Below are 25,415 nucleotides of genomic sequence, written 5' to 3' on the forward strand. Positions count from 1 at the left end.
ATTGCGTTTCAAAAGCGCTAAACCTTTGCATATTAATTCATTTCCATATATTTGCATCAGTAATAATCAATCCGAATGGACTTCTCAAATCGCACTTTCCTTTTTATTCTGCTGGGTGCCGGCGGCCTCTTCATCCTGTATACGATGGTAAAAGACATGATCCGGAAGCCTAAAGACGCTACACCAGCTCCCGCTGCTGATCCAGCTAAAGCAGCCGTAGATAAAGCCGTTCTGCCATTGCAACTTCAGGCTTATGAACGCCTGGTATTACTGGTTGAACGTATTAATCTGCAGAACCTCATCAGCCGCATTTTTCAGCCCGGACTTAGCGCTGTAGACATGCATGTCGGACTGGTGCAGACTATCAAAGCTGAATTTGAACACAACATTGCGCAGCAGATATACGTATCTCCTACTGCCTGGGAAGCAGTCAAAACACTGAAAGAGCAGAGCATTACCCTGGTAAACCAGGTAGCCAGTCAGCTGCCTCCTGATGCGACCGCAATGGACCTGAACAAACAGATACTGGAAATATTCCTGCAAGCGGAAACATCACCTTCCGAACTGACATCTCAGATATTAAATGCAGAAGCTAAACGGTTATTCTAAAACCGTTTACTTCTGTACCATCTCTACCCGCTGTGGACGGATTACTTCATATAACAGGTATCCTCTTCCATTAAAGTGAATGTATCGTGGAGGAGAACGGAACCAGGGTTCGCCGGGCACTTTTACGTGTGCCTGAATATGTAAATGCGGTTCTGAGCTGAATCCGGAGTTGCCTACACATCCCAGGGGATCCCCCTGTTTTACCATATCGCCTTCCTTCACGACTACGCTTCCCTGCTTCAGATGAGCCAGAAACACATAGCTGTTCTCAGTCTCTATCAGCACCTGGTTAGTATTGTGCGGTCCCCGGGCCATATTCGGCGGAATATTGTCAGGGTCCTCTCCTATTGCTTTTACAATACGCCCATCACAGGGGCTATATAGCGTATCCCCAAAAATCTCATAGTCTTCCAGTTTCGGACTGAAAATCTTGTTAGCCCGGCTACCATCAGATTTTAATTTGACAATATCCATCGCATATACCGCTCCGCGCAGGCTATAATGGAAAAGATTAGTCGGCAATCCTTTACCACCCTGCAAAACGAAATAACGACCCGTTTTCAGCGGAAATGCCAGGTCTATAGCCCGCGCTTTGCCGGTAGTTCCGGTAAAATAAAGAATACATAAAGTGGTAAACAGGACGGAGAAGAAGACATTTGCGCTCACCTGCCATACACGGGGCGCTTTTAACTGCTTCTTTTTGCGGAAGAAGCCACCCAGCAGGGTTAGCAGTAAAACGATGCCAAATCCCCATTTGACATCGACACTAAGGTAAATCCAGGTTCCATAGAGATAAATAAAAACACCCAGCGATAATCCAGCCAGTAATAATGACCAACCACGCTGCAATGTACGTCCGGAAGCCATAAAAACCAGGAAAATGCTCGACAGCGCCAGGGCAAATGTAAGTAGTAACAAGGCGTAAATAAACATAGCTTATCAGAAAATCTTTTTGCAAATTATCAATATTTTGAGCTCAACGGCAATAACGTAATAATTATGTAACATTGCTCTTACTACTACATTCATTCCACGAAAAACACATTATGGAAAATAACATCAAAACAGATGCCGGTATCACCATTGCGCCAGTATATACGGAATCTGTGCCTATGCAGGAGCTGCCAGGTGAGTTTCCCTTCACGAGAGGGGTACATGCCTCGATGTACAGAGATAAACTCTGGACCATGCGGCAATATGCGGGCTTTAGCACGGCAGAAGCGTCAAATGAGCGGTACCACTACCTGTTACAGCAGGGCGTGATGGGACTGAGTGTAGCTTTCGACCTTCCGACGCAGATCGGGTATGATTCAGACCACCCTATGTCGGAAGGGGAAGTAGGTAAAGTCGGAGTAGCCATTGATAGTATTGAGGATATGGAACGTCTGTTTAAAGGTATCCGGCTGGAAGACATTTCTACTTCCATGACGATCAATGCTACTGGTTTCATACTACTGGCGTTCTATATTGCGCTTGCAAAAAGGCAGGGAGCTGATCTCAAGAAGCTATCAGGTACTATTCAGAACGACATCCTGAAAGAATATGCGGCTCGCGGTACTTTCATTTATCCCCCTAAACCTTCTATGCGGCTGATCACTGATATATTCGACTATTGCAGCCGGGAAGTACCCAAGTGGAATACTATCTCTATCTCAGGTTACCATATCAGGGAGGCTGGCGCTGACGCGGTACAGGAACTCGCCTTTACCCTGGCAAACGGGAAAGCATATCTAAAAGCAGCACTAGACCGTGGGTTAGATATTAACATATTTGCCCGCCGTCTCTCTTTCTTCTTTAATGCGCATAACCATCTTTTTGAAGAAGTAGCCAAATTCCGCGCAGCAAGGCGGATGTGGGCGCATCTGACCAAAGACATGGGCGCTACTGATCCTAAAGCCCAGATGCTGCGGTTTCATACACAAACCGGAGGTAGTACACTTACTGCCCAGCAGCCACATAATAACATCGTGCGGGTAACCGTACAGACGCTGGCAGCAACATTAGGAGGTACACAATCTCTTCACACCAATGGTTATGACGAAGCGCTCTCACTGCCTACAGAAGAAGCTGCGCGCATCGCTCTCCGTACCCAGCAGATCGTAGGGTATGAAAGTGGTATTGCGGATACGGTGGATCCGCTGGCCGGTTCTTATTATGTGGAAGCACTGACCAATGAAGTAGAAGCCAAAGCCTGGGAACTGATTGAAAAAATAGACGTGATGGGAGGCGCTGTTGCCGCAATCGAACAAGGATTCATGCAGGATGAGATTGCAAGAAGTGCCTACCGGTATCAGCGGGAGATAGAATCAGGGGAAAAGGTCATTGTAGGAGTCAACAAATTTGCGGTAAAAGAAGGAGCAGCAGGCGAAGTATTCCGCGTTGATGACAGTATCAGGCAGGTACAAACCGAACGGCTACAAGTGCTGCGTGAAAAGCGAGACCAGGCGAAGGTGGCAGGATTGCTACAGCGGTTAGAAACAGCCGCAGGAACCACAGAGAACCTGATGCCGATCGTTGTAGAGGCGGTGGAGCACTACTGTACACTTGGCGAGATCGCAGACGTGCTGCGGAAGGTCTGGGGTGAACATAAAGGCATATAAAGTATAGCCACCCAACGGCGGGTATGATATGATGCAGACGCGGGTACGAAGTAGGAGAAGCAACAAACGCAGATTCATGAGTGCAGGTACATCCGTAACCTTTTACTGCAGATGATTGCTAGCAGTACCTACAATTAATGGCTCAGAAGAGCCTTCTCCTGCGAGCTATTATACTGTTTTCAGACAGCTATTATTACTACCATCAAAACCAGTGTACACAAGCAGCTAATTATCAATGCATTCTCAATTGTCATCCGTAATTCGTAATTGTATTGTATTTTCGGGCCATGTCTTCGATTTATTATAAAGCCTGCCCCTTATGCGGGTCCGGCAATATACACAAAGTACTTACAGCCAAAGATCATACAGTATCCGGCGAAACATTTGACATTTTCCACTGCGGACATTGCAGTGGACGCTTCACACAGCACGTGCCGGGTAGTACGGAGATAGGCCGGTACTATCAATCACAGGAATATATTTCGCATTCCGAAACCAAAAAAGGCTTAATCAATCGTTTATATCATAGCGTGCGGAAGATCACCATGCGTTCCAAACAGAACTGGGTGAAGGCTGCAACAGGGTTAAAACAGGGTACACTGCTGGATATAGGTTGTGGTACAGGCGCTTTCCTGCACTACATGAAACAGATAGGATGGCAGGTGACCGGACTGGAACCTGATGATATTGCAAGAAATAATGCAAAGACTTTATACGGGATAGAACCATTGCCCTCTTCAGAGCTGTTCTCCCTTGCTCCGCAACAGTATGATGCGATCACTATGTGGCACGTACTGGAACATGTACATGCATTACATGACTATCTGAAACAGATCAGAACACTGCTAAAGCCAGAAGGCGCTCTTATCATTGCGGTGCCAAACTATACCTCGCCGGATGCGGAGCATTACAAAGAGTTGTGGGCTGCCTATGACGTACCTCGACATCTTTATCACTTCTCTCCTTCTTCCATGGAAGAGCTGTTGAAGCAACACAAGATCAGGGTCGTAAGGAAGCACCCGATGGTATTTGACGGCTATTATGTAAGTCTGCTCAGCGAAAAGTATAAAACAGGAGGCAATGGCTTATTCAAAGGCTTCTGGAATGGCTTCATCTCCTATAGAAAAGGATTAAAGGATGTCAACAGATGTAGCTCTGTTGTATATGAATGTAAGGCCGATTAAGTAGCCTGCAACCTTTTAAAGCAAATAAAGCAACTTCCTGGTATATCAGGTAGGCCAGTGAAGGTTAACATTGCGTCGTTTGCATCCCATGCATCCGACACACATATAGCATTAACAGCGATAGTAGCATCCGTTATTATCGCTGTTTTTTTATGCTAAATAATCAGACGATAGCCTCAACAAGACCCGTGAGTACAATGTTGTGGACTATCGTCATTTGCTCATGCATCAGCTAATAAGGGATCTTACTAACTAATACAAATAGCTGAGTGCAATAATAGCGGTCGCATGTAACATGCCCGGACCACCGTTATAATGCTTACGCATGCATATTTGTTTATGGGTTAAAGATTGTGCTCATGCATCCCGGTATACAAGACATAGTCCATTGCTGCCGGATGCGAAATATTAATACAGATAGTTCAGTGCTACGATATCGGCAGCATTGAAGGTACGGTTGCCGCCGTTTGAACAAGCCAGCATCCAGGAGTTAGAACTGTTACCAGTTGGCGTACCTGGAATATGTACTGCACCCACACCTGCTGTACCTTCATTTGAAGTAGCACCGCCGCAGCTGAGAGCACGGTTGAAATAGTCTGTATGACGGAAGCCGATACAGTGACCAATTTCATGCTGAATTACAGAACCAACATACAGTACATTCGGATTGGAACCATATGCTGCTGCATTTGTGTTCATGAGAATTGAATTATACGGGTTGCCTGAGCTGGTAGGGAAACCTGCTGAACCCAGTACGATACCACCGCCGCTTGGGCCCTGGTTGAAGCCAGAAATAGTAATATTTGCAGTACCACTTGTAACACGTCTGAAAGTGATACGCAGATTAAGTCTGTTGTAACGTGCAATTGCAGTATCAGTACCTGTTACAAAAGCAGTACCCAAAGTCGAGGCTACTCTTACGGTAATAGTACGGGGAAGACCTGTCACCAGGTTAGTAGTGCTATACTGCTCTTCTTTTGGTGTGTGCAGTGCATGGCTGATCTTCTGTGTAGCCAGGTCTTTTTCGCTCAACAGGATATCTCCTTCTACAAGATAACCATCATTGAATTTGCGAACGCCTGCAGTGCTGAAGCCTAATGCACTGATTCTGTCTAAAGTAGACTGTGATACGGCTGATTGATCTTCTGTAGTCGTTACCGGTGCGCTTTCTTTTTTACAGGAAACGATGAGGGTTCCAGCTCCTGCCAACAGGCAAAAGCAAGCCATTAATGTGTGTTTTCGCATACATTTAAGATTTTGGGTTCTGATAAAAATGTAGATATTATTAGCTGATTAGCTGATCAGCTGATGACAGATGTTGTGGTCATGGCATTAATGCTCCTCTCATGCAGGAATATGAGTCCACCGCCTGCGCTAACGCAGTCAGTTGTAATCGCAACACAGCTCATTCCCCCCGCAGGCCGAAGGTGAATGCCAATAGGTATTCCTGTGGAATATTAAACATTGTTCATCAGTAGATATAGCTAATCCTGACAGATAATTACTTAACTCATGCTTTCATTTTTTCACTGCAAGACATGCGGATGACGGCGCTTTACCGCGTCTTTGCTTGTTTTGGATTCTAATAATTGATTCTGGTTAACTCCGGTTGTTCCGGTAGTAGATTTTCTGTTGACTTAGTGCTCGTTGTTTAGATTTCAGTTGCTCGACATTCAATATTACGACATTCTCTGATACTCAGAAAATAAATGTGCACGCTGAAAAAAAGAACAGGGATTTACGAAGAGAAAAGACCCATAAATATGCAGAGGGGTATCAGGAATGGGCATCAGGATGCATGACTCTATGAAAGTGTCTATCCCCCAACTGAAGGCAAGCTAATGAGAATAGTTCCAGTGAACGCTGTAATGGTGAAACACCACCCGGACTTCGCATGCCCTATAAAAGAAAAGAGCGTACAGATACTGTACGCTCTTTCCACTATAAAGTCTTATTGTTATTACAGGTGAATTGCTTCGCCGTAAGCCACTTCTATAGCGTCTTTTACAGATTCGCTCATAGTCGGGTGCGGGTGGATAGAATCCAGCACTTCCTGGTAAGTGGTTTCCAGTTTACGGGCAGTCACTGTCTGTGCAATAACCTCAGTTACATTAGCACCGATCATGTGAGTACCTAACCATTCGCCGTATTTAGCGTCAAAGATCACTTTTACGAAACCTTCTGTTGCACCAGCAGCTGTTGCCTTACCAGATGCAGAGAATGGGAATTTACCCACTTTAACTTCGTAACCAGCTTCTTTCGCAGCTTTCTCAGTATAACCTACAGAAGCGATTTCAGGTGCACAATAAGTACAGCCTGGAATGTTCATGTAGTCAATTGGCTCAGGTTTGTGAGCGTATTTCTTCTCACCATAAGCGATAGCTTCCACGCAGATAATACCTTCTTTAGAAGCTACGTGTGCGAGTGCCTGACCAGGAACCATGTCACCGATAGCGTAAACGCCACCAACATTGGTCTGATAGTATTTATCTACCAGTACTCTGCCTTTGTCAGTTTTGATACCCAGCGCCTCAAGGCCCAGATTTTCGATATTTGCAGCGATACCAACAGCGCTCAGTACAACATCTGCTTCCAGGAATGTCTCACCATTCGCAGTCTTGATTCTAGCTTTCACGCCTTCTCCGTTTGCTTCAACAGCTTCAACAGATGCATTGGTCATGATATCGATACCTTTCTTCTTGTAGATCTTCTCCAGTTCTTTAGAGATATCCTCATCTTCTACCGGAACGATACGCGGCATGAACTCGACGATAGTTACCTTGGTACCCATGGTAGCATAGAAGTATGCAAACTCAACACCAATCGCACCGGAACCTACAACGATCATAGATTTAGGCTGTTTTGGCAGTACCATTGCTTCACGGTAACCAATTACCTTCTTGCCATCAATCTTCAGGTTTGGCAATTCGCGTGCACGAGCACCGGTAGCCAGGATAATGTATTTTGCGTCATGAACAGCAGATTTACCATCCTTATCAGTTACTTCAACCTGATTTTTGGATTTCAGCTTACCTGTACCTACCAGCACTTCAATCTTGTTCTTCTTCATCAGGAACTGAACGCCCTTGCTCATCTTGTCAGCCACACCACGGCTACGCTTAATTACGGCATCAAAGTCAGCGGTACTTTCGCCTGCGTTAATTCCATAATTTTTGGCGTGCTGTATATATTCCATTACCTGTGCGGACTTCAATAATGCTTTCGTGGGAATACAGCCCCAGTTCAAACAAATACCGCCCAGGCTCTCTCTTTCAACTATTGCCGTCTTAAATCCCAGCTGAGAAGCACGGATAGCAGCCACATATCCACCAGGGCCACTACCAATTACGATTACGTCGTATGCCATATTGCTTAATTTTAATTTAAACTTGCCAAAGGTAATAATAAAATAGAAAAAGCCCGGCCAAAAATAGCCAGGCTTTTCTTGTCTTCGATTGTGAAGACCCATCAATATTTTAGCGAAGGTCAACTACCTCTACTCCAGGGTATTTTTTAGGATCGAAGCTAAATGTAGCATCGGTCACTGCACCGTTTGGTGTAAAGTTCGTGATCTCGTACGTATAATGATTACCATTCTTCTCATAAACCTTCATCCTGGCAATGTTCTGTCCTTTTTTATCGATAGACACAATTACCTTAAATACGTTCTTCGACTTATCTGTAGGCGTCATTTCAATGTTCTGCAGCACCTTACCCTTCTCCGTCGTCTCTCCATCCAAGCGGTACAGATAGTCTTTATCATAGAAATTAGTGAACAGCTTTGCCGGAGACAAAGACGTGCTATTAGGGTCTACATTGTTGATTGTTACCTCATTAGCATCCTTTGTATATGTCCAGGTGGTCTTATTGTCGCTGATCAGCTCCTGACCATCCAGATTTACCTTATATTTAGCTCCTTTCAGATATACTGTACCTTTCTTTGAGTCAGTTACGCTATTATTGGCACCTTCCACTTTCAATACGAAGTTGGCTACCACTGACTTCAACTGGGAAAATTTCTTGCTAACACCATCCAGTATAGCTTTTGCCTTAGGATCGTTCTTTCCCAGGCTGCCTACAGGCGTCCTGGATTGAGCCATGCCATTCATTACTACTCCGCCCGTCAACATGGCCAATAATAAAAGTCTCTTCATTTTTCGTAAATTTTGTTTCTTGCTGTTAGTTAGTTTGACAAATGTTGTGCCGATAGGTTTATTCTCTAGTTAAAATAAGGTCAAAAATACGACTATCAGCCGAGATCGTTGAGGATCTCTTCCAGATCTGCTTCTGTCTTAACATTCACCTCCCTTGCCTTGCTACCCAGATTCGGCCCAACTATACCTGCCGCTTCCAGCTGATCCATCAACCGGCCGGCCCGGTTATAACCCAGCTTCATACGCCGTTGCAACAGTGAAGTAGACCCCTGCTGATTCTGCACGATCACCCGTGCTGCCTCTTCAAAAAGCGGATCTCTGTCCTGCAGACTGATCTCTTTACCATCCATCTCCTTATCATCCACATATTCAGGCAACAGGTAGGCTTCCGGATAAGAACGCTGTTCTCCGATAAATTCTGCCACCTTTTCCACCTCCGGCGTATCGACAAACGCACACTGCAGACGTACCAGCTCTCCATTGATAGAGATCAGCATGTCCCCCTGACCAATCAGCTGCTCTGCACCACCTGTATCCAGGATAGTACGGGAGTCGATCTTGGAAGACACTTTAAACGCGATACGGGCCGGGAAGTTGGCCTTGATTGTACCGGTAATGATATTTACAGACGGACGCTGCGTAGCAATGATCAGGTGGATACCCACCGCACGGGCCAGCTGTGCCAGACGGGCAATAGGCATCTCTACTTCCTTACCTGCTGTCATAATCAGATCGGCAAACTCATCGACCACCAATACTACAAATGGCAGATAACGATGTCCGCGCTGCGGATTCAGCCTACGCTGTACAAACTTGTTGTTATATTCCTTGATATTACGGGTTCCGGCTTCTTTTAACAGATCATAACGGAGGTCCATCTCGATACAAAGCGCATTCAGGGTATGAATCACCTTCTTGGTGTCGGTGATGATGGCGTCCTCCTCTCCCGGCAGTTTCGCCAGGAAGTGCTTTTCAATCAGTTTATATAGGGAAAGCTCCACTTTCTTGGGATCCACCAGTACAAACTTCAGCTGTGAAGGATGCTTCTTATACAGCAGTGATACAAGCAATGTATTGATACCCACTGATTTACCCTGGCCTGTCGCACCTGCCATGAGCAAGTGAGGCATTTTAGCCAGATCAGCTATAAAGTTTTCATTATCAATCTTTTTACCTATCGCTATCGGCAGCTCCATTGTACTTTGCTGGTATTTCTCAGATGCCAGCAGGTTCCTGAGCGATACTGTACTTTTCTTCACATTAGGCACCTCAATACCGATAGTTCCCTTACCAGGGATCGGCGCAATGATACGGATACCCAATGCTGAAAGACTGAGCGCAATATCATCCTCAAGGTTTTTGATCCGGGAGATACGCACGCCGGCAGCGGGAACGATCTCATACAATGTCACTGTCGGCCCTACGGTTGCACTGATCTTCTGGATAGCGATATCGTAGTTCTTAAGGGTATTGATAATCTGATCTTTGTTCCTGTCCAGCTCTCCTGCATCCTGTACAATCTTTTCGGTACTGTGGTTATCCAGGAGTTCCAGGGACGGATATTTATAGTCGCGGAGGTCTAATGTAGGCTCATAAGGGTCAAGTTGCACCGGTTGTCTGACAGGCTGATCTTCTACCTCGTCCTGATCATCTTCTACTGAAGGTTTGATCTCCCAGGCTACGTCTTCCGTAGCAGGTTTCTTCTGTTTACGGGCAGCCGTCTGGTCAACAGTTTCTTCTATGTACAACAGTGGTCCCGGATCTTCATCTACCTCCTCGTCTACGTCCTCATCTACCGGCTGCTGGGGTATGTGCGTAGGTGCAGGCGGTATCAGGGTAATAGATGCGTCTTCCCTTTCAATCAGCTGCATTTCCGGCAGTTCGTCGTCTTCAGCTGGCGGAGGTATCACGGCAACCGCCGCCTCTTTCAGCTTATTCGTCTGCGCAGCCACCTGTTTTTCCTTCGCAGCATTGGTACCAGTAGCTGCAGTAGTAGCCTGGGGCGTTACGGCGATAGTGGCTGTTTGCGGTACTGCCTGGGCAACCGCCGGCGCTACGGCAGGTTTAGGCTTAGGTTTGAACTGTTGCTCTACCCATTTGAAATCGATATTGTATTTCCAGATCAGCCAGGAAAGTCCAGCTACCATTAACAACAGCACGGTTCCCGCGCGGCCGAGGAAGCCGATCATCCAATGATTCACCGCGTCACCCAGCGCTCCTCCCCAGGGAAAGTCTGAGAACATCGACACAAATGCGGCCGCGGCACTGATGAACAACAATCCAAACAGAATATACTTGATGTTTCGCCACACACGGAATACCCTGCGCCCGACAATGAAGTTGACGCCCAGAATAAAGAACAGGTAGCAAAACAAATATGACGCAATGCCAAAACCTTTATAGAAGAACCAATGAGATACAAAAGCCCCCAGTCTTCCAAGAAGGTTTTCCACCCTCACGCTATCAAAGTCCATCAGCAAAATGCTGGCAGAATAGCGGAATACTTTATCCTGGTCTTCTTCCCAGGTAAAGAGGTATGATGTGAATGCAATAAAACAGTAGAGTGCCAACAACAGGCATATTACCCCCAGGACTTTATGGGTTCTTTCGTCCTTCACAAGTTCCTTTACTTTTACCTCTGCTTCTTTATCTTGCTTTAGTACGTTGGGGTCATTGCCACGCGCCTTTTTACTCTCCGGTTTCTCTGATTTCAATTTATTTTTAGACATATGATATAGCCGGCCAAAATTACGGATGACAGCCTGATTTAAGAAATTTATATACGTGTGAATATCAGCGATCAGGAATCAGTAATCACGAATCGGACGCCATGAGTGCTTTTCACATCCTTTACAAGTCACAAATTCTTAACCGGTCAGTACTGATCCTTTTTCTGGCTTTACTGAGCAACAACAACTATACCTTAAATTGCAGGACAGCCGCTATCTGTTTTAAATCAAATATTTATAAACAATATGCTACTGCCCCACCCTGCATCATCACCCGTGAGATATATGGCTGTGAAAGATTGGCTGATGATTGCTAGTATAACAGATGTACCCACCTGGTGATAAACTCCAATACTGCCGGATTTATTGTCTCATCCAGCGTACCATATTCTTCTGTTCTGCAGGTATTGCAGCGCTGGAAGAGGTGATTAAGGCCGGGGAAAGCGCGCACCGTCACAAGCCCTTTACCGCCTTTGACAACGCCATTCTCAATACCCTTCAGATTGGAGGAAGCATCATTGATCAGATCTTCCATCCCATTAATGGCAAGTACCGGACATTTTATTTTCGAGAGCCATACTGCGGGGTCATATTGTAACAGGGATAATGTTTCTGCTTTGGTATCTACGGCATAGGTAGTTTCAATGAAATGCTTTTTACCAGCTATGTTTGCACTATCGGCAAAGTGATCATAAATAGCAGCAAGTTCAGAATAGGCTTTGCGCTGTCTTTCATCCGGATCGGCTGTCAAAGCGAGTACGTTGAGGTAACGTTGATAACTGCTTACATACCCTTCAATGTAAGCCTCTTTTTCGCCATAAGCTGCTGCTGTCTGTACCAGACGGCGGTTATAGGCCTCACGCCCTTCTAATCCGGGCGAGGCCATATTGATAATGAAAGCGATATTCGAATCGCCGGCAGCTACTATCTGGGCTACGGCTCCTCCTTCTGCAAAACCGAGCAGGCCGATGGCTGCTGTATCTGCATCTTTGTTCTTCCTTAACCAGCTGACAGCAGCTTTGGCATCTTCAGCAAAGTTGAAAATACCGGAAGAATCATAATTGCCGGTGCTTTCTCCTACACCCCGGTCATCCAGTCTGAGCGTTGCAATACCCCTTTTCACCAGGTAATCTGTGAGCACAGCAAAAGGCCGGTGATCCAACATTTCATTGTCCCGGTTCTGCTGACCAGCGCCTGTAATCAGCACAATCACAGGGAAAGGCCCCTTTACACCTGGTTTTGTGAATGTACCTGAAAGCAATACTTTATCCACCGTATTCACGAGCTTCACTTCCTGTACATCATATACAGGGTTGGGAGATGGATCCTGAAAGCGGGTTACGGTCAGGTTTGTTACCTCCTCACGTGAAAAATTCAGCACAGTTTTATTGCCTACCTGTTCCAGAAATCCTTCAAAACGATTCCTGATACTATTCCAGTTGCCACTGTATTTGAGGCTGATACTATTGATGGTAAAATTGAGATAACCATTTTTGTAGTATACCGTATCCAGTGCAATACTATCTGCTGCAATATCAGGGCTTCTCATCACTCCCCTGAACTGATCACTGGTACGCTGCAATTGCAGCTGCAGCTGTAGCCGTTGCTTCTGGCCCTGCGGAGTAGTAAAGACGCCATACCAGTTGCCATTGATGTTCTGTGCATTCACTGTTCCGGCTATACTGAGGCAAATGATAATCAGATATTTTAACATGGTTTCAACTTTATTAAAATCACAGGGGCTCAACCATTGTGGCCAGCCCCTGAGTAGTTTATTTATTGTTGGATATATTCATTCAATTGATAGCAACTACTTCTTCAGCAGTGCGAGGATCAGGCAGATCCATCCTGCAATGAAGAATAGTCCGCCTATTGGTGTAATGATACCTATTTTGCTAAGTCCTACTGTCTCTGTTGCTTTCAGCATAGTGAGCAGATACAGTGAACCTGAGAAAAGCAATATACCTATGATAAAGCAACGGCCCGCCCACTCCAGCAGACTGGTGCCTGCCGGCAACTGCGAGAACAGTATACCAACTGCCAGTAAGGCGAAGGTATGATAGAACTGATAGGTTACACCTGTCTGAAAGGTACCTACTGTTTCCGGTGGAACCAGTTCTTTAAGTTTGTGTGCGCCGAATGCGCCCAGGGTGACTGCCAGTGCGCCTAATACTGCTGCGATAATAAGAAATCCCTTATGCATGGATTGTTCAATGTTTGTTTAATATAATACTGTTATGGCTTGTTTCAGCAGCTGTTTGTCAGCTGATAAAAGCGCACGATATTAGTACTTTTCTGCCGCCCGGACTATGACATTTGTTAGGATCAACAGGCAACAATTTATAAGAACAGCACTACTGAGTATTAACTGTCTGGTATTTTGAAAGTATGGAAGTTGTTATGTTCAGTTTGTTCATCTTATACAATGATGCTGTGATATAACTGCACTGCATCACCATAAATATGAATTTATCAGGTGTATAAAACTGAAAGCACTGTAATGTCTGGTGTACATCAGTCGTCCCGTTAGGGGCCTTTACTTCCTGACCTAATTACTACCTGTTGCCGTCAGGGCTTACTGACCTTCAACTGTTTTAATACCATCAAGTCTTTGAATAAAAGAATTGAGGTTGATGGTTTCAGATTCAGCGATAGTAAGCTGTGCCTGTTCATAGAAAGGTACACGTTCGGCCAATTTCTTCTCGACAAAGCCGAGCAGTTCATCATCATCCAGATCCTGAATCAGCGGACGTTTGGACTTCTTACGTTTGAGGCGTTCTACTATCAGTGACAGATCAGGATTCAGCCAGATAGTTGTACCGCTATTGTTCATGATGTCCATATTATCCTGAAAGCAGGGAGCACCGCCGCCACAGGAGATAAGGAAGCTGTCGTTGCGGGACAGTTCTTTCAGCCAATAGTTTTCCTGCTGACGGAAATAGTCTTCACCTTTGGTGGCAAAGATATCGCTGATAGACATCGCTTCTGATTCGACGATTACGTCATCCAGATCATAGAAGGGCAATGACAGGTGCTCTGCCAGTTGTTTTCCCCAGTAAGTCTTGCCGGCGCCCATAAAGCCGAGTAGGAAAATTTTCAAAATACCAGTTTTTAAACGTTAAAGTCGTGAAGCTGCGTTCTCTGCTGTGGTGGTGACCGTGATGTCTTCAGACTCGTTCGTCCATGACAGGCACAGCCCATCCTCTATCAGATATTGCAAATATAGCCGTGCATTTTTATCTGCTTTGTTAAAATTGCAGATAAGGAAGCCCCTGGGTTGAAATATGAAGGGGGTAAGATGCATATTTTCCCTGAAATCAACGCTGCCCAGCCCGTACCACTTATATACTGCTTCCTTGGCACTCCAGCAGACGGTTTTATGCGGAAGTGAATTAACAGGATCAATAAATGCCTGTTCATCGGGTGACAGAAATTTATGTGACACGGCCTCAATCTTCGGTTTTACTTCTTCAATATCAATCCCTACCGCACCCTGGCTGCTTACAATAGCAGCGATATGATCTCCGCAATGGGAGATAGAAAAATGCAGGCTGTTACACTCCAGGTACGGCTTCCGGCTCTGCATAATCTGTATACTTGACAGCGGAAAGCCTGGAAATAGTTCCTGGAGCAGATAGCGCCCTGCAAGATGCTGCAAGCGCTTATGCGGATGGTGGATAGCAGAGGAGATATTCACCTTCTCCTTAAAAAACGCCTCGTCCTCGGCTATCTTCCATACCCCCAGCCGGCAGGCGGGGTTTATTTGTACGGTACGTATTAATGGCATATCTTGCCAAATTAATGCAAAAAGCTGAATGCAACGCGCATTTGGCCTGCACACTAACTAACACAACAAAACTAATTACACCCGATCTATGATCCTGTCAGACAAAAGGATATTGGAGGAAATTGAAAAAGGCACTATTGTCATTTCGCCTTATGACCGGAAATATCTCGGCACCAACTCTTATGATGTACACCTGGGTAAATACCTGGCAACCTACAAGGACAGAATACTGGATGCCCGTAGTCACAACGAAATTGAACACTTCGAGATACCGGAAGAAGGATATGTACTGCAACCCGGCACCCTGTATCTGGGCGTAACCCTGGAGTATACTGAGACACATGCTCACGTGCCTTTCCTGGAAGGGAAATCCAGCACCGGCCGTTTAGGTATAGACATCCATGCTACCGCCGGTAAGGGCGACGTAGGTTTCTGCAATACCTGGACCCTGGAAATATCCTGCGCACAACCCGTACGTGTATATGCGGGCATGCCAATCGGACAGCTGATCTACTTCGTCGTGGAAGGAGATGTGGAGACTTTCTATAACAAGAAGGGTAATGCTAAGTATAACGGACGCACTATCAAGCCTGTAGAAAGCATGATGTGGAAGAACCAGTTCTAAGTCACTACTGTTAATATAGTATCAAACGGCCTCCCGATTATCCCGGGAGGCCGTTTCTTTTTGTATAGCGCTAGTTCGTCGCTTGTTCGTCGCTTGTTCGTCCCGTGTTCGAATGGAGCTCTTCAGGAGGTATAAAATAGCTGTAAGGCTTGTCTGTGGCCGGTTAGGATGGTTTTTGTCCGTTTTGGCTTATGGTAGGATATTAACAAGTAGATATTTTTATAATAACACAGGGCTGTATCTAATAGATACAGCCCTGTTTGTCAATTTACTAATCTGGCCTTAATAACCAGCGATCGTCCCCGTTTAATTATTTCAGTGAGTTGATCCAGGCAGCCATTTTCAGCGCATCTGCACGAGGCACCTGCGGCATTGGCGGCATTTCTGTTGCATAATCAGGCCAGTTTTGTGGCTTAGGATTAGCAATCAGTTTCAGGATCTGCTCAGCAGAATATTTTCTTTTAGCTACATCTACGAAAGCCGGACCTACCTGACGTTTGTTAGCATTGTGACATGCGTTACAGGTATATTTTGCCAGCAATGGTTTTACCTCTTCGTAAGTAGGCACTTTTGCCACTGCAGGCGCTGGCTTAGCAGCAGTTGCTGCGGTACCTTTTGCGTCCTTTACAGGCGTTTTGCCTTTTTCCGCAGCAGCTGGCGCTGGCGGAACCTTTGCAGAGTTGAAGGTGCTCGCCTGGCTTAAAGGCAGCTTTGCTCCGTCAGGAAGGTTATGCAGGGTATAATAACCGGTCGGGTGAACCAGGGAATAGGAATTATCCTTCTCACGTACCCCTTCCAGCGTAATATTATGTACATAGTCCAGACGCAGGCTGTCCACGATGATTCTTGCCTTTAATCCGTCTTCAGATACTTTCACACCTTTCACCGGACATTTAGCGATGTTCACCATCGGACTTCCATATACAGAGTGATATTTGTAAGTGAAGCTTTCTACGGAGTAAGAAGCCAGATCTTCAGCAGATTTCCTATTTACCGGCAGGGTAAACTCGATTTCAAAACCATCAGGCATTGCCTTGATTGTTTTCATTTCAAAAGGCATCTTCTCGTTCCATATCAGGCGTTGTAAGCCTTCATTGGCTTCACCGGCAGAACCCCAACCACGGTTGGTCTCACCTACAAACAGGGTAGAACCATCCTGAGACCATGCCATACGCAGTACACCTGACTGGAAACCATTGCGCAGGTCAATAGACACACCCTGGTATTCACCTTTTACTTTCTCCATGATCACACGCATGATCTTACTCTGTCCCTGATCGCCAACCAGCAGCTGACCACCGAACGGACCGAAAGAGCCTTCAGGAATCTGAACGATTTCGGAGTTGGAGATACCCTGGATGCCGTGTGGCAATACCACAGCAGGCAGACGCAGTTCAGGGATTTTCTTTTTCACATCCATCAGCGTTACGAAAGGTGCTGTAGTGCTGTTCTCTGGTTTGGTATAGTTGCCTTTTTCATCTTTCGGGCGACCTTCATCTACCAATGAGAAGAAATGTTCCTGTGTCAGCTTCAGCGGAGAGTTAGGGAGGTTAGTCCAGCGTAAACCCGCAGGATGGCCTACGAAATCGCCTTGTTTTACCGGCCATACGCCACCGGATCCGAACCAGTCACCCTGGTTATCAGTATAGAACAGTTCACCGTTGATCATACCCAATCCGCAGGGAGAACGGAAACCTGTTGCATAAGGTTCCATACGACCATCAGGGAAGATGTGCATCATCCAGCCTCTGTAAGGCACACGGCTTTCACCGCGCCACCATTCCTGGTTACCGAAGGCTACGTTGCCGGATACGAAGAAGGAGCCATCAGGCGCTACCTTCGGACCGAAGCTATATTCATGATAGTGACCGGACAGTGGCCATGCGTATACTGTTTCGTATACATCTGCTTTACCATCCTGGTTAGTATCTACCAGTTTAGTGAGTTCACCACGCTGTGCGCAATAGAAAGCGCCGTCTTTCCATACCAGGCCGAGAATCTCGTGCAGACCGGTGGCAAATTTGCGGAAGTAAGGTTTACGGCTGGTAGGGTTTTCCACAACGTATACCTCGCCACGGCGGGTAGAAACGCCCAGGTCACCGTTCGGCAGTACAGTCAGACCACCTACTTCCAGCAGGGTACCTTCCGGAGAAGATACCTTCAGTATCTTATAAAAATCTTCTTCTTTAGGCGTTTCCTGGGCATGTACCCCGGAAGTAACACCCGTTGCCGCAGCTAACAGCAGCGAATACAACGTGGTCTTTTTGATGAATGCCTTATAAATGTTTTTCATTGTAATAGTCGAAAGGAATTAGAAAAGGATGGAATAACTCAGTTTACTGCGTACAGGGATGATGAGTTCTTTACCACCAGCACCGTCACGGATCACAGGTTTTTCACCGCCTGCGTTGTCGAGTTTCAGATAGTAAGATTTTCCATCTATCACATACAGGTCCCTTGAAGGATTTTCAATAGAAGCACCTTCCGCCAGTTTAGCGTACAGTCCATCAACAGGACCAGCTACTGACAGTTCGCGGCTGATGCCTTTTCCTTCAGGCATTACACGTACCATGTCAGATACAGAGGTACCATATACCTGGTATTTGAAAGTAGGCAGATCGTTTTCATCCAGGGTATAACCTTTAGGACGGAAACCGGAACCGGTGGTGTCATTCACCCAGGCAGTCTGCGGAGAAGCCAGTTTAGCGATGGTGAAGTGAGAGTTACCCAGGAACTGTACTGTACCGCGTGGGCGGGAGCAGCCATTTCCTCTTTCATGCCACATCGGAGTAGCATCCAGGAACTCACCGCGCCATACCTGAGCAACCATACCTTTATCCAGGTCGTAGGTGTAATGTATTTTCTCAGGAGAACCGATAGAGATAGCATGTACAATACGATAGTTATCTTTCACATCCATGAAACTACGCAGCAGGGTATTTACCGGTGCATCTACCAGGATCGGATCTACCGGTCTGTATCGCTCATTTGTCTGGGTAGCAGTAGCTGGTTTGTTGATAACGATGTTGCGGAAGGCAACAGCGCCATGGTCTCCCTGGAAGCGTAGCGGACCAGTTGGTTTTTCATCACCATTGCCGATAGAACCACGGGTAGGGCCCATCAGTTCCACGTTTTCGTGGATGGTTACACCGTTCAGGTCTACCTGGAGTATACGGGCGTTCGCAATCTTTTTACCATTTGCATCAAAGCGGGGCGCTATGAAGGAGATCTTCATGTGCTGCCAGAGCCCTGGTGCACGGCTTGCGTTTACACGGGGAGCGTGACCATCGTAGCCTTTCTGGCCCTCAGGACGGCTATCGTCCCAGCGTTGATAAATACCACCGTTATCGCCTGGTTTAGGTACTTTGGTATTCCAGCTATCGAGCAGCTGGATTTCGTACCTGCCCTGCAGATAGATACCGGAATTGGAACCCGGTGCCATCATGTAGTCCAGTTCAATGTCCACATCACCATATTCTTCGTTGGAGAAAAGGTCTTTACCCGGACGTTTTTTGTCGGGCATGTTGAATAGTACTCCTGTTCCGGATACACCATCCAGTACATGAGGATTTTCCAGTTTTGCGGAGGCATCACTGGTGATACTCCAGCTCTTGCCGGGCTCGCGGAAGGCGGACAGGTCCTGCAATGGCAATTTGCCTGTCTGCGCAGCAACAGGTTGGGCAACAGCCATACCTATACCATAGAGACACAGGAATCCCATCAGAGACCGGCTTGCATGATTCTTCGATCTAAGTAACATAACGTTAAAAAAAATTAAGTCAAAAGTTGAATAATAGAAAGTTGAGACCCTTTGACGTGGCGCTAATATATAGATTGTTTACTCGCAAGACAAACCTAAAGGCAGGAAAATAGGATGAACGGAAATATTTAAAGGCCGAAATATTTAACAGATTGTTAAGGGTTTGTATATCTTCGCAGTACCATATACATGAAACCTTATGTGAAATAACTTCGAAACACCACACAATCCCTTATGTACAAAATCCTTACGACTGTCCTATCCCTATTTACACTTACTGTATCAGCACAACAATTCAGCGGTACTGTCCATGACAAAGAAAAAAAGCCTGTGCAGGACGCAATGATCTATAATCAGCGTACCGGGGCCCACACACATAGCAATGAAATGGGCTCGTTCCGGCTGAAAGATGCACAAACCGGAGATTCGCTGAAGGTTTCCCGGATAGCCTACAAAACACAGATCATTGTGTTACAAGCTGCCAATCCGGAAATTACGCTGGAACCATCAGAGCTGCAACTGCACGAAGTAGCTATTGCCACCTCGCTCAGGCACCTGAATATCATCTCAGACATTGATCTTAAGACCAACCCCGTAAAATCTTCCCAGGAACTCTTACGCACGGTGCCCGGCTTATTTATCGGGCAACATGCCGGCGGCGGTAAGGCCGAACAGATCTTCCTCCGCGGTTTCGACATAGACCATGGTACGGATATCAACATCAGTGTAGACGGTATGCCGGTGAATATGGTCAGCCATGCACACGGACAGGGATATGCTGACCTGCACTTCCTGATACCCGAAACGGTGGAAAACATCGACTTTGACAAAGGCCCTTATCATGCAGACAAGGGCAACCTTGCCACAGCAGGCTATGTAGCATTCAAAACCAAGGAAAGGCTGGAAAACAGCAGCATTACCCTGGAAGCAGGTAAGTTTGATACCTACCGCACGATGGGTATGTTCAGCCTTCTGAATAACAGTAAGCAGTCTGCCTACATCGCTGCCGACTATCAGATGACCGATGGCTACTTTGTATCTCCCCAGCACTTCAACCGCCTGAATCTCATGGGTAAATACACTGCATACATGGATAACAATGATAAGCTGTCCATGAGTATCTCTCATTTTGACAGTAAGTGGGATGCCAGCGGCCAGATACCGCAACGTGCCATCGACGCAGGAATCATCACCCGTTTCGGCGCTATTGACAATACAGAGGGCGGTAATACCAGCCGTACCAATATGAATCTACAGTATATCAAGCATGTAGATGAAAATACGTATGTGAAAAATACGGCTTACTTCAGTCAATATGACTTTGAGCTGTATTCCAATTTCACCTTCTACCTGGAAGATGCCGTAAATGGTGATCAGATCAGGCAGAAAGAGAACAGGAATCTCTTCGGATTTGAATCAGAGCTCAATAAAACCCTGTATGCCGGTAAGCAGGCAATTCAACTGAAGGCGGCGGCCGGTATGCGTAATGATGATGTCAATAACATAGAGCTGTCTCATACTGCCAACAGGAAGATAACGCTGGAACAGCTGAAACTCGGTGATATCAATGAAACCAATCTGTATGCTTATGTGAGTGCAGATTATAAACTAGGTAAGTGGCTGATTAATCCGGCCGTACGTGTTGACCATTTTAAGTTCGACTATGTGGATAAACTATCGACCGTTTATGGCACACAGGCCCAGAGTAAATCGATTGTTAGTCCGAAGCTGAACTTCCTGTACAATCCCAGTAACAAGATCCAGTACTTCCTGAAACTCGGCAGAGGCTTTCATAGTAACGATACCCGCGTGATCGTATCTCAAAGTGGCCATTCTACCTTACCTGCCGCTCATGGTGCAGACCTGGGGATGATCTGGAAACCAATATCCAGGTTAGTAGTAAACACAGCGCTCTGGTACCTTCACCTGCAACAGGAATTTGTGTATGTAGGCGATGCCGGCATTGTAGAGCCAAGCGGTAAAACCAGTCGTCAGGGTATTGATGTGGGCGCGCGTTACCAGCTAGGTAAATGGATCTTCATCAACGGAGACTTTACCTATACGCACGGTCGCGCAACAGAAGCACCTAAAAACGAAAACCGTATCCCATTGGCACCGGTAGTAACTGCCACAGGCGGTATCAGCCTGCACCATCCATCCGGCATACATGCAGGTGTTAATACACGCTACCTGGGTAATCGTCCCGCAAATGAAGATAACAGTATCGTTGCAAAAGGGTATTGCGTAACCGACGCAAATGTCAGCTATCAGTATAAACAATTCACCATCGGTGTTATCACAGAGAATGTATTTAACACTGCATGGAATGAAACACAGTTTGCCACAGAGAGCAGATTAAAGAATGAAGTAACGCCGGTGCAGGAGATCCACTTTACACCAGGCACACCGTTCAATATCAGAGGCAGGCTGACAGTGCGGTTTTAGTCACCAACAGAAAGCAGATATTTAACGATAGACAACCATATTAATAAAGCGGTCCGGGATACATACTCCCGGACCGCTTTTCGGTTTTTATCAGGTATAATTTGCTTAGCTATGGATTCCTGCTGCCTGATTAACCACATGTACCTCATGTGCTTCCGTCAGATCAGGTATTTCCAGCTTTGCGATCAGCTTATGCATTACAGGTGCTGGTACGACCGCTTCCCTCCCACCATTCTGCCGGAATAGCTCCTTATACGGAACTTCTACATACACAACTGTTACATGCGCATCATACTGAAGACATAAGGCGATCAGCTGTTCCCGCATCTGATGGGTGGTATTGGTAGCATTCCATACAAATGATCGTTTACTGCGTAAGTATACTCTGGCTTGCTCTTTTGCCGCCTGTACGACAGTGCCATTACCGCTTTTGTCAGTAGGGCTGATCTTCATCTGTACACGGATATCATCCAGCGAGATAATTTCCCATTCCGGCTGTTTGAAGTGCTTCTTCACATAGGTGTCTTTACCAGCACCGGGCAAACCACTCATGATGACCACCTTCACTGCCGGCGGATGGTAAGGTACATAACCAGGTGCAATATCCCCTTTCCGGAGAAAATGCATGCGGGCCTGGGCATTTTCAAATGGCCATGGCGTACCCCAGCATTGATGCTCCTTACAGTATTCTTCAAAACAGTCTATGCGATAGAGCATATCTTCTTTATCGGGCGCAGTACGACCTATCATGTCAGCACGTGCGAGCAGGGCAAGATGAGCGGTATTGACCTGCAGTGAGGCATGGATGATTGTGCGTAACGGATCTCTCCTTTCCAGTAACCAGAGTGGCAGACTATGAAACTTTACCAGTTTGGCAATCTGTTCGCGGATAAGAAAAGGAGTTGGTATTTCACGATAAAGTATCTGCCTGGCAGTGCCTTCTCCTTTCCGAGCATGCCCCGCAGAGGTGATGCGGCCATCGTCTTCGATGATGGTCGTGCTGCGCTTTTCCACATCATGCAGCAACGCGGCCGCCCAGAGTATTTCTTTATCCTGATCAGACAACTGCTGGTAAGCAGGCTGCTGTTGCAGTGCTTCCAGTACCATCTGCGTGTGAATGGCCACGTTGCCTTCCGCATGGTGTACGGGGTCCTGGGGCACATGCTGCATATCGCGTATCCAGTCATATTGTTGCTCCAGGAATGTCCATGATTTGTTATCGGTGATGGTCCACATAATTACCTCCTTCATAATTGAGGGCAGCCCTGCGCCAGTTGCGCGTCCAGTGTACGTCTGTTTTGACATGCCCTTTTCGTACATATTTAAATACATTTTCTGCGAATGCAGATACAGGGAACCCTGCTGCATTACGCGTTACAATACCTTCCATTGTTACCGGCGCACCGGTAGCGGCATCATTTGCGCCGAAGCAGCCACGCCCTTTTACAAGGGTCAGGATATCTTCTTCAAACGCTGACTGGAGCTGGGGCGTATCCAGCTTTTTAATGACAGGCACAGTAGGCAGGTCAAGCATGGCTGCATAGAAGCAGGTCTCTTCCCAACTGAGCCAGTGTCCATTTTCTCTGACAGCAAACACATAGAAATGATGATCAAGATGACTGTAAGCAATCGAGTGTATTGCGTACAGGTTCTCAAGGAATATTTCCAAGTCACCGAGATCATGCCTGATGAGCTGCCAGTACCGGCGCAGTGTTTCTGTCCAGGGAGATGTAGTAGGCGCTACATGAGAGCGCGCGAATACACCATAGCGGGACAGGCAGTTATTTTCGCCGTCCAGTTTTTCCGTGTGTATCAGCTGAGGTATGGCATTGATATGTTGCCAATAATCATGCTGAATGCGGTCATCGCTGGTAGTACCCGGCGAGAACGGAAAATGATAGGTACGGCCATATTTCTCAGAAATAGCCATATCGGGGTAAATTTAATAAGCAAAAAGATTCACAGGCCAGTCCCGCAGGATGCAGGTGGCGAAGTTAAAATTTAATATGCCTGTGTTATTACATGACGCAAGGTTTGCCAGTTTTTATATTGTTTGCGTTGCAAAGGTAACGAAATTCATTTCATATAGCAATCATTCGTATGTAATAGGTCACAAATCAAAAAGGACTAACTTACGGCCATGAGAAACTTACTATTCTACAGTTTGCTGGTAGTGAGCATTCCAGCACTGATGTCATGTGGAGGTTCATCTTCGCCTCAATCTACCAAAAGCTCCGTAACGGATACGGTTGCACTATCTGCTGATTCGATCTTCAATATTGTAGAGGAACGTACCTTCCAGTATTTCTGGGATGGTGCAGAACCGGTAAGCGGTATGGCGCGGGAGCGCTTTCATGTCGATGGAGAGTATCCCGAAAATGACCTGAACGTTGTTACTTCAGGAGGTAGCGGCTTTGGCGTAATGGCCATACTGGTCGGTATCGAAAGAGGGTACATTAGCAGGCAACAGGGACTGGAACGCCTCACCACTATCGTATCGTTCCTGGAAAAGGCGGATCGTTTCCATGGTGCATGGCCACATTGGTGGTATGGAGAAACCGGGAAGGTAAAGCCGTTCGGGAGAAAGGACAATGGCGGAGACCTTGTGGAAACTTCATTCCTGCTGCAGGGACTACTTTGTGTAAGACAGTATTTTGCCGATGGCAATGAGCAGGAAAAAGCCCTTGCTGCAAAAGTAGATCAGCTATGGAAAGAAGTTGATTTCAACTGGTATAGGAACGGCAAAGATGTATTGTACTGGCACTGGTCTCCGGAATATCAGTGGGAGATGAATTTTCCAGTTACCGGGTACAATGAATGCCTTATTATGTACATACTCGCCGCCTCCTCGCCTACCCATGGCGTACCCGCAACAGTATATCACAACGGATGGGCCAGAAGAGGAGCTATCAGGGATAGTATTAATGCTTATGGTCACACTTTGCGGCTCTCACATAACTATGCAAAAGAATATGGCGGTCCGTTGTTCTGGTCGCATTACTCCTACCTCGGACTTGACCCCCATGGTTTAAAAGACAAATATGCTGACTACTGGGAAGACAATGTAAACCATGTACTGATCAACCGGGAATGGTGTATACAGAATGAAAAGAAATACAAAGGATATGGCCCTGACAGCTGGGGACTGACAGCCAGCTATTCCGTCAAGGGATATCACGCGCATGCACCCGGAGAAAAAGACGATCTGGGCGTGATAGCGCCAACCGCAGCACTGTCCTCCATGCCATATACACCGGAGTATTCCAAGAAAGCAATGGTACACTGGTATAATGATATGCGCGGGAAGATCTTTGGTAAATATGGCTTCTATGATGCTTTCAGCGAAACAGACGACTGGTATCCACAAAGGTACCTGGCCATAGACCAGGGCCCTATTGTGGTAATGATGGAGAACTACCGCAGCGGCTTGCTGTGGAAGCTATTTATGAGTTGTCCGGAAGTGCTGGACGGGTTAAAGAAACTGGATTTCAAAAGCCCATACTTGAATAATTAGATAGGCAG

General features: G+C 46.4%; 19 protein-coding genes. 6 read left to right on the plus strand and 13 right to left on the minus strand.

Features of this window, described 5'->3' with window-relative positions; all coding sequences use genetic code 11:
• The first annotated feature begins 75 nt into the window (after positions 1 to 75).
• On the plus strand, positions 76 to 609 hold the full coding sequence (locus tag K1Y79_RS11140; RefSeq protein WP_220250092.1) for a DUF7935 family protein: 534 nt from the start codon (positions 76 to 78) through the stop codon (positions 607 to 609).
• Between the two features lie 6 nt (positions 610 to 615).
• Here K1Y79_RS11140 and K1Y79_RS11145 read toward each other — a convergent pair whose 3' ends face one another.
• Positions 616 to 1,542: a M23 family metallopeptidase gene (locus tag K1Y79_RS11145; RefSeq protein WP_220250093.1), complete on the minus strand. Its 927-nt coding sequence runs from the start codon at positions 1,540 to 1,542 to the stop codon at positions 616 to 618.
• Positions 1,543 to 1,655: 113 nt separating this feature from the next.
• On the opposite strand from K1Y79_RS11145, the gene K1Y79_RS11150 reads away from it, so the two are divergent.
• Both K1Y79_RS11150 and K1Y79_RS11155 read left to right on the plus strand, forming a co-directional pair.
• Positions 1,656 to 3,209 (plus strand): acyl-CoA mutase large subunit family protein, encoded by a 1,554-nt coding sequence (locus K1Y79_RS11150; protein ID WP_220250094.1) that lies wholly within the window; start codon positions 1,656 to 1,658, stop codon positions 3,207 to 3,209.
• Between the two features lie 287 nt (positions 3,210 to 3,496).
• Positions 3,497 to 4,393, plus strand: a complete 897-nt coding sequence (locus K1Y79_RS11155; protein ID WP_220250095.1) for a class I SAM-dependent methyltransferase — start codon at positions 3,497 to 3,499, stop codon at positions 4,391 to 4,393.
• A 408-nt stretch (positions 4,394 to 4,801) separates the two neighbouring features.
• Here K1Y79_RS11155 and K1Y79_RS11160 read toward each other — a convergent pair whose 3' ends face one another.
• The 8 genes from K1Y79_RS11160 to K1Y79_RS11195 all read right to left on the minus strand — a co-directional run bounded on the left by K1Y79_RS11160 (position 4,802) and on the right by K1Y79_RS11195 (position 15,063).
• On the minus strand, positions 4,802 to 5,638 hold the full coding sequence (locus K1Y79_RS11160) for a M57 family metalloprotease (RefSeq protein ID WP_236059574.1): 837 nt from the start codon (positions 5,636 to 5,638) through the stop codon (positions 4,802 to 4,804).
• A gap of 715 nt (positions 5,639 to 6,353) precedes the next feature.
• Entirely contained in the window at positions 6,354 to 7,760 is a 1,407-nt protein-coding gene (gene lpdA / locus K1Y79_RS11165) for a dihydrolipoyl dehydrogenase (RefSeq protein ID WP_220250096.1), read from the minus strand.
• A 109-nt stretch (positions 7,761 to 7,869) separates the two neighbouring features.
• A complete protein-coding gene (locus K1Y79_RS11170; protein ID WP_220250097.1) occupies positions 7,870 to 8,547 on the minus strand; it encodes a LolA family protein in 678 nt (225 codons plus the stop codon).
• Positions 8,548 to 8,642: 95 nt separating this feature from the next.
• A complete protein-coding gene (locus K1Y79_RS11175) occupies positions 8,643 to 11,276 on the minus strand; it encodes an FtsK/SpoIIIE family DNA translocase (RefSeq protein ID WP_220250098.1) in 2,634 nt (877 codons plus the stop codon).
• Between the two features lie 313 nt (positions 11,277 to 11,589).
• Positions 11,590 to 12,990, minus strand: a complete 1,401-nt coding sequence (locus K1Y79_RS11180; RefSeq protein ID WP_220250099.1) for an alpha/beta hydrolase family protein — start codon at positions 12,988 to 12,990, stop codon at positions 11,590 to 11,592.
• A 96-nt stretch (positions 12,991 to 13,086) separates the two neighbouring features.
• Complete coding sequence (locus K1Y79_RS11185) at positions 13,087 to 13,479, minus strand: DUF423 domain-containing protein (RefSeq protein ID WP_220250100.1); 393 nt, start codon at positions 13,477 to 13,479, stop codon at positions 13,087 to 13,089.
• Positions 13,480 to 13,851: 372 nt separating this feature from the next.
• Positions 13,852 to 14,376: a shikimate kinase gene (locus tag K1Y79_RS11190; protein WP_220250101.1), complete on the minus strand. Its 525-nt coding sequence runs from the start codon at positions 14,374 to 14,376 to the stop codon at positions 13,852 to 13,854.
• Between the two features lie 18 nt (positions 14,377 to 14,394).
• Positions 14,395 to 15,063, minus strand: coding sequence for a 4'-phosphopantetheinyl transferase family protein (locus tag K1Y79_RS11195; RefSeq protein ID WP_220250102.1), 669 nt, complete (start codon positions 15,061 to 15,063; stop codon positions 14,395 to 14,397).
• Between the two features lie 88 nt (positions 15,064 to 15,151).
• Here K1Y79_RS11195 and dcd point away from each other — a divergent pair, with 88 nt between their 5' ends.
• Complete coding sequence (dcd, locus tag K1Y79_RS11200; protein WP_220250103.1) at positions 15,152 to 15,688, plus strand: dCTP deaminase; 537 nt, start codon at positions 15,152 to 15,154, stop codon at positions 15,686 to 15,688.
• 310 nt (positions 15,689 to 15,998) lie between these two features.
• Here dcd and K1Y79_RS11205 read toward each other — a convergent pair whose 3' ends face one another.
• Positions 15,999 to 17,981 (minus strand): c-type cytochrome, encoded by a 1,983-nt coding sequence (locus tag K1Y79_RS11205; RefSeq protein WP_220250104.1) that lies wholly within the window; start codon positions 17,979 to 17,981, stop codon positions 15,999 to 16,001.
• Between the two features lie 18 nt (positions 17,982 to 17,999).
• Positions 18,000 to 19,448: a 3-keto-disaccharide hydrolase gene (locus K1Y79_RS11210; protein WP_220250105.1), complete on the minus strand. Its 1,449-nt coding sequence runs from the start codon at positions 19,446 to 19,448 to the stop codon at positions 18,000 to 18,002.
• A gap of 234 nt (positions 19,449 to 19,682) precedes the next feature.
• On the opposite strand from K1Y79_RS11210, the gene K1Y79_RS11215 reads away from it, so the two are divergent.
• Positions 19,683 to 21,893, plus strand: a complete 2,211-nt coding sequence (locus K1Y79_RS11215) for a TonB-dependent receptor (protein WP_220250106.1) — start codon at positions 19,683 to 19,685, stop codon at positions 21,891 to 21,893.
• A 105-nt stretch (positions 21,894 to 21,998) separates the two neighbouring features.
• On the opposite strand, the gene K1Y79_RS11220 is transcribed toward K1Y79_RS11215, so the two are convergent.
• Both K1Y79_RS11220 and K1Y79_RS11225 read right to left on the minus strand, forming a co-directional pair.
• Positions 21,999 to 23,144, minus strand: a complete 1,146-nt coding sequence (locus K1Y79_RS11220) for an AAA family ATPase (RefSeq protein WP_236059575.1) — start codon at positions 23,142 to 23,144, stop codon at positions 21,999 to 22,001.
• Complete coding sequence (locus K1Y79_RS11225) at positions 23,110 to 23,823, minus strand: RNA ligase family protein (RefSeq protein WP_220250107.1); 714 nt, start codon at positions 23,821 to 23,823, stop codon at positions 23,110 to 23,112. The genes K1Y79_RS11220 and K1Y79_RS11225 overlap by 35 nt, the downstream gene beginning before the upstream one ends.
• 210 nt (positions 23,824 to 24,033) lie before the next feature.
• On the opposite strand from K1Y79_RS11225, the gene K1Y79_RS11230 reads away from it, so the two are divergent.
• Entirely contained in the window at positions 24,034 to 25,407 is a 1,374-nt protein-coding gene (locus tag K1Y79_RS11230) for a glucoamylase family protein (RefSeq protein ID WP_220250108.1), read from the plus strand.
• The last annotated feature ends 8 nt before the right edge of the window (positions 25,408 to 25,415 follow it).

The organism is Chitinophaga rhizophila, from assembly GCF_019492185.1.
GTDB lineage: Bacteria > Bacteroidota > Bacteroidia > Chitinophagales > Chitinophagaceae > Chitinophaga > Chitinophaga rhizophila.

Bases quoted from the DNA above. Each gene is read 5' to 3' on its own strand.
- K1Y79_RS11140 (WP_220250092.1), top strand. From the start codon at position 76: ATGGACTTCTCAAATCGCACTTTCCTTTTTATTCTGCTGGGTGCCGGC.
- K1Y79_RS11145 (WP_220250093.1), bottom strand. From the start codon at position 1,542: ATGTTTATTTACGCCTTGTTACTACTTACATTTGCCCTGGCGCTGTCG.
- K1Y79_RS11150 (WP_220250094.1), top strand. From the start codon at position 1,656: ATGGAAAATAACATCAAAACAGATGCCGGTATCACCATTGCGCCAGTA.
- K1Y79_RS11155 (WP_220250095.1), top strand. From the start codon at position 3,497: ATGTCTTCGATTTATTATAAAGCCTGCCCCTTATGCGGGTCCGGCAAT.
- K1Y79_RS11160 (WP_236059574.1), bottom strand. From the start codon at position 5,638: ATGCGAAAACACACATTAATGGCTTGCTTTTGCCTGTTGGCAGGAGCT.
- lpdA (WP_220250096.1), bottom strand. From the start codon at position 7,760: ATGGCATACGACGTAATCGTAATTGGTAGTGGCCCTGGTGGATATGTG.
- K1Y79_RS11170 (WP_220250097.1), bottom strand. From the start codon at position 8,547: ATGAAGAGACTTTTATTATTGGCCATGTTGACGGGCGGAGTAGTAATG.
- K1Y79_RS11175 (WP_220250098.1), bottom strand. From the start codon at position 11,276: ATGTCTAAAAATAAATTGAAATCAGAGAAACCGGAGAGTAAAAAGGCG.
- K1Y79_RS11180 (WP_220250099.1), bottom strand. From the start codon at position 12,990: ATGTTAAAATATCTGATTATCATTTGCCTCAGTATAGCCGGAACAGTG.
- K1Y79_RS11185 (WP_220250100.1), bottom strand. From the start codon at position 13,479: ATGCATAAGGGATTTCTTATTATCGCAGCAGTATTAGGCGCACTGGCA.
- K1Y79_RS11195 (WP_220250102.1), bottom strand. From the start codon at position 15,063: ATGCCATTAATACGTACCGTACAAATAAACCCCGCCTGCCGGCTGGGG.
- dcd (WP_220250103.1), top strand. From the start codon at position 15,152: ATGATCCTGTCAGACAAAAGGATATTGGAGGAAATTGAAAAAGGCACT.
- K1Y79_RS11205 (WP_220250104.1), bottom strand. From the start codon at position 17,981: ATGAAAAACATTTATAAGGCATTCATCAAAAAGACCACGTTGTATTCG.
- K1Y79_RS11210 (WP_220250105.1), bottom strand. From the start codon at position 19,448: ATGTTACTTAGATCGAAGAATCATGCAAGCCGGTCTCTGATGGGATTC.
- K1Y79_RS11215 (WP_220250106.1), top strand. From the start codon at position 19,683: ATGTACAAAATCCTTACGACTGTCCTATCCCTATTTACACTTACTGTA.
- K1Y79_RS11220 (WP_236059575.1), bottom strand. From the start codon at position 23,144: ATGAAGGAGGTAATTATGTGGACCATCACCGATAACAAATCATGGACA.
- K1Y79_RS11225 (WP_220250107.1), bottom strand. From the start codon at position 23,823: ATGGCTATTTCTGAGAAATATGGCCGTACCTATCATTTTCCGTTCTCG.
- K1Y79_RS11230 (WP_220250108.1), top strand. From the start codon at position 24,034: ATGAGAAACTTACTATTCTACAGTTTGCTGGTAGTGAGCATTCCAGCA.